This is a genomic window from Vibrio sp. 03_296, assembly GCF_002265885.1.
On sequence record NZ_NPKW01001160.1, the window covers coordinates 1 to 4,901 of the forward strand.

Below are 4,901 nucleotides of genomic sequence, written 5' to 3' on the forward strand. Positions count from 1 at the left end.
CAGACAAAGAATTCAAAACGAATTGGTGGTTTACCCTATTTATATGAGCTTGAACCTACGCAAGTTTGCTTAAAGTCTTATTGAAGCTCAAATTAGCAGCAAGAAACCTTTTCTATTCGGCTCTGGAAAGAATGGCGATAACAGCTTCCACCTTAAAGGTATTTGGGTTGATAAACGCTACATGCTGCTGACAGGAACATCTCAATCCTAGACTTGGGCGTTAGAAGTCTCGAAAACGTTTGTTGATTAGAGATGACTTTGCGCAACTAACAGAACAGTTTGATTCTGAGGTCGACAACATTCTCCAGCACACTCAGTTAATTTGTACATACAAACAACTTGAGAAAGTCGAAGAATATCCGGAAGTGGTTCAGAAGTTAGTCCGCAAAATCACTCGCATTAAAGCCGATGGCGTACTAAAGAGAATTCTCTAGTATTGACTGGCACATTAAAAACATCACTTAAGCCCAACGACGTGTTGGGCTTTTTTTATATGTGTAACTCCCCCGAATTGACGGCAAGACTCCTGTGGTGTTTAATAGCGATCTAGCGAGGATAATATCAACCTAACTAAAAGATGATCTAATTGAGGCTGTTACTTCTTCGTGATAAATGACGCTATGGACAGTCTCAATAACATTGATTTCAAAAAACTTGCTAGCCAACAAAAATCTATTCAAATGAAGATGTGATTACTCGCATTGGCCCATTTTAAAGATGGTCACTCTCGAACCCAAATTGCTAAGTTCCTGAAGGTAAGCAGAGCCAGTGTGAATAAATGGGTACAAACATTCCTTGAAGAAGGGCTTAAAGGACTGCAAGAGAAACCAAGAACGGGTCGCCCAGCATTTCTTAACGCGGAGCAGCGAGAACAATTAAGTCAGTATCATCAAGCTCCCACCCTATTCTCCAGAGCTAAACCCGATAGAACAAGTGTGGAGTGGGTTAAGACAACACTATCTCGCCAATCCATCTTTTGCGGATTACGAAGGCATTGTCTCCAAAGTATGTAGGGCTTGGAAGAGTTTTTTGGAATGTTCGGCCAGAGTCAGACAGATGTGYTCGAGAAGATGGATAGACCTGACAGTTAATTTTCCAGATTGGTATGACATGAGCAAGATGCATTCCCTTGAAAGAAAAATTCATCACGCTGAAAACGACAAAACCCAGTCCGAAGACTGGGTTTCTAAATAAGTGGCGGAGCGGACGGGACTCGAACCCGCGACCCCCGGCGTGACAGGCCGGTATTCTAACCAACTGAACTACCGCTCCGCACTGGTTAGACCTAAGTCTAAATTAAAAGCCTGGCGATGTTCTACTCTCACATGGGGAAACCCCACACTACCATCGACGCTATTTCGTTTCACTTCTGAGTTCGGAATGGGTTCAGGTGGGTCCAAAACGCTATGGTCGCCAAGCAAATTCTTAAAATTCGGAAAGCTGTTTGCGTTCTCTACACATTCAATTCGTTCTTGCTTTGAGTCCATCAAAACCCTTTGGGTGTTGTATGGTTAAGCCTCACGGGCAATTAGTACAGGTTAGCTCAACGCCTCACAGCGCTTACACACCCTGCCTATCAACGTTCTAGTCTCGAACAACCCTTCAGGATACTTAAAGTATCAGGGAAGACTCATCTCAGGGCTCGCTTCCCGCTTAGATGCTTTCAGCGGTTATCGATTCCGAACTTAGCTACCGGGCAATGCGTCTGGCGACACAACCCGAACACCAGAGGTTCGTCCACTCCGGTCCTCTCGTACTAGGAGCAGCCCCCTTCAATCTTCCAACGCCCACGGCAGATAGGGACCGAACTGTCTCACGACGTTCTAAACCCAGCTCGCGTACCACTTTAAATGGCGAACAGCCATACCCTTGGGACCGACTTCAGCCCCAGGATGTGATGAGCCGACATCGAGGTGCCAAACACCGCCGTCGATATGAACTCTTGGGCGGTATCAGCCTGTTATCCCCGGAGTACCTTTTATCCGTTGAGCGATGGCCCTTCCATTCAGAACCACCGGATCACTATGACCTGCTTTCGCACCTGCTCGAACCGTCATTCTCGCAGTTAAGCGGGCTTATGCCATTGCACTAACCTCACGATGTCCAACCGTGATTAGCCCACCTTCGTGCTCCTCCGTTACTCTTTGGGAGGAGACCGCCCCAGTCAAACTACCCACCAGGCACTGTCCGCAACCCCGATTAGGGGCCAACGTTAGAACATCAAACATACAAGGGTGGTATTTCAAGGACGGCTCCAACGCAACTGGCGTCACGTCTTCAAAGCCTCCCACCTATCCTACACATGTAGGTTCAATGTTCAGTGCCAAGCTGTAGTAAAGGTTCACGGGGTCTTTCCGTCTAGCCGCGGGTACACTGCATCTTCACAGCGATTTCAATTTCACTGAGTCTCGGGTGGAGACAGCGTGGCCATCATTACGCCATTCGTGCAGGTCGGAACTTACCCGACAAGGAATTTCGCTACCTTAGGACCGTTATAGTTACGGCCGCCGTTTACCGGGGCTTCGATCAAGAGCTTCGCTTACGCTAACCCCATCAATTAACCTTCCGGCACCGGGCAGGCGTCACACCGTATACGTCATCTTACGATTTTGCACAGTGCTGTGTTTTTAATAAACAGTTGCAGCCACCTGGTATCTGCGACTCTCGTCAGCTCCATCCGCAAGGGACTTCACCATCAAGAGCGTACCTTCTCCCGAAGTTACGGTACCATTTTGCCTAGTTCCTTCACCCGAGTTCTCTCAAGCGCCTTGGTATTCTCTACCCGACCACCTGTGTCGGTTTGGGGTACGATTCCTTACAATCTGAAGCTTAGAGGCTTTTCCTGGAAGCATGGCATCAATGACTTCACTACCGTAGTAGCTCGACGTCGTGTCTCAGCCTTAAGAGTRTCCGGATTTACCTAAACACTCAGCCTACGCACTTGAACCTGGACAACCGTCGCCAGGCCCACCTAGCCTTCTCCGTCCCCCCATCGCAATTGTAAGAAGTACGGGAATATTAACCCGTTTCCCATCGACTACGCTTTTCAGCCTCGCCTTAGGGGTCGACTTACCCTGCCCCGATTAACGTTGGACAGGAACCCTTGRTCTTCCGGCGGGGAGGTTTTTCACCCCCCTTGTCGTTACTCATGTCAGCATTCGCACTTCTGATACCTCCAGCATGCTTTACAACACACCTTCAACGGCTTACAGAACGCTCCCCTACCCAATGTTCATAGAACATTGCCGCAGCTTCGGTTTACAACTTAGCCCCGTTACATCTTCCGCGCAGGCCGACTCGACTAGTGAGCTATTACGCTTTCTTTAAATGATGGCTGCTTCTAAGCCAACATCCTAGCTGTCTAAGCCTTCCCACATCGTTTCCCACTTAGCTGTAATTTGGGACCTTAGCTGGCGGTCTGGGTTGTTTCCCTCTCCACGACGGACGTTAGCACCCGCCGTGTGTCTCCCGGATAGTACTTACTGGTATTCGGAGTTTGCAAAGGGTTGGTAAGTCGGGATGACCCCCTAGCCTTAACAGTGCTCTACCCCCAGTAGTATTCGTCCGAGGCGCTACCTAAATAGCTTTCGGGGAGAACCAGCTATCTCCGAGTTTGATTGGCCTTTCACCCCTAGCCACAAGTCATCCGCTAATTTTTCAACATTAGTCGGTTCGGTCCTCCAGTTGATGTTACTCAACCTTCAACCTGCCCATGGCTAGATCACTCGGTTTCGGGTCTATATCCAGAGACTATGRCGCCCAGTTAAGACTCGGTTTCCCTACGGCTCCCCTAGATGGTTAACCTTGCCACTGAATATAAGTCGCTGACCCATTATACAAAAGGTACGCAGTCACACCAYGAAGGTGCTCCTACTGCTTGTACGTACACGGTTTCAGGTTCTATTTCACTCCCCTCACAGGGGTTCTTTTCGCCTTTCCCTCACGGTACTGGTTCACTATCGGTCAGTCAGGAGTATTTAGCCTTGGAGGATGGTCCCCCCATATTCAGACAGGATAACACGTGTCCCGCCCTACTCGATTTCACTGAACATGCATCGTCAACTACGGGACTATCACCCTGTATCGTCGGACTTTCCAGACCGTTCGTCTAACACATGTAAAGCTTAAGGGCTAATCCAATTTCGCTCGCCGCTACTTTCGGAATCTCGGTTGATTTCTTTTCCTCGGGGTACTTAGATGTTTCAGTTCTCCCGGTTCGCTTCATTGAGCTATGTATTCACTCAATGATACTGGCTTATGCCAGTGGGTTTCCCCATTCGGAAATCGTAGACTCAAGTGGCTGTTACTGCCTCATCTACGCTTATCGCAAGTTACTACGTCCTTCATCGCCTCTGACTGCCAAGGCATCCACCGTGYACGCTTAGTCACTTAACCATACAACCCCAAAGGGTCTTTGTTAAACAACCAAAGTTGCTATCTCATTATTTGAATGAGCGAGATAGCGTTGATTTTGCCGGACTCAATTTCGAATAGTCACTAAACAGTGACATTCCCAAGAACACTTGAATGTRTTTGTTGGTGTTTGTCTTAAAGACAAACATTGAGAACTTTACAAACAACAATAAATTGTTGTTTTGTCAGCTTTCCAAATTGTTAAAGAGCAGATTTTCTAATGAAAACCATGTTTAAACACACTCGTAAGAATGCTTAAAGATGGTATCCCGTAGGGGAGTCGAACCCCTGTTACCGCCGTGAAAGGGCGGTGTCCTAGGCCTCTAGACGAACGGGACACTAAGATACTCTAAACTTTCTAAACCATATCAATCTGTGTGAACACTCATCGCAATAATCATCGTATAAGGAGGTGATCCAGCGCCAGGTTCCCCTAGCGCTACCTTGTTACGACTTCACCCCAGTCATGAACCACAAAGTGGTGAGCG

General features: G+C 47.9%; 2 protein-coding genes, 2 tRNA genes, 3 rRNA genes and 1 pseudogene. 3 read left to right on the forward strand and 5 right to left on the reverse strand.

All coding sequences use genetic code 11. From position 1 onward, the window contains the following. From pssA to CIK04_RS35885, 3 genes and pseudogenes are all read left to right on the forward strand, one after another. Window positions 1-434: pseudogene (gene pssA / locus CIK04_RS30495) on the forward strand (CDP-diacylglycerol--serine O-phosphatidyltransferase); the annotation flags it as partial. A 267-nt stretch (window positions 435-701) separates the two neighbouring features. Continuing rightward, window positions 702-1,013: a helix-turn-helix domain-containing protein gene (locus tag CIK04_RS33000; protein WP_369597205.1), complete on the forward strand. Its 312-nt coding sequence runs from the start codon at window positions 702-704 to the stop codon at window positions 1,011-1,013. After that, on the forward strand, window positions 934-1,194 hold the full coding sequence (locus tag CIK04_RS35885) for a hypothetical protein (protein WP_369597207.1): 261 nt from the start codon (window positions 934-936) through the stop codon (window positions 1,192-1,194). Before CIK04_RS33000 ends, CIK04_RS35885 begins: the two co-directional genes overlap by 80 nt. A gap of 1 nt (window position 1,195) precedes the next feature. Here CIK04_RS35885 and CIK04_RS30505 read toward each other — a convergent pair. The 5 genes from CIK04_RS30505 to CIK04_RS30525 all read right to left on the reverse strand — a co-directional run. Beyond that, a tRNA-Asp gene (locus CIK04_RS30505) sits at window positions 1,196-1,272 on the reverse strand. Window positions 1,273-1,302: 30 nt separating this feature from the next. After that, window positions 1,303-1,418, reverse strand: a 5S ribosomal RNA gene (rrf, locus tag CIK04_RS30510). Window positions 1,419-1,507: 89 nt separating this feature from the next. Continuing rightward, window positions 1,508-4,395: ribosomal RNA gene (locus tag CIK04_RS30515) — 23S ribosomal RNA — on the reverse strand. A 280-nt stretch (window positions 4,396-4,675) separates the two neighbouring features. Next, window positions 4,676-4,751: transfer RNA gene (locus CIK04_RS30520), tRNA-Glu, on the reverse strand. 67 nt (window positions 4,752-4,818) lie between these two features. Then, a 16S ribosomal RNA gene (locus tag CIK04_RS30525) occupies window positions 4,819-4,901 on the reverse strand; the annotation flags it as partial.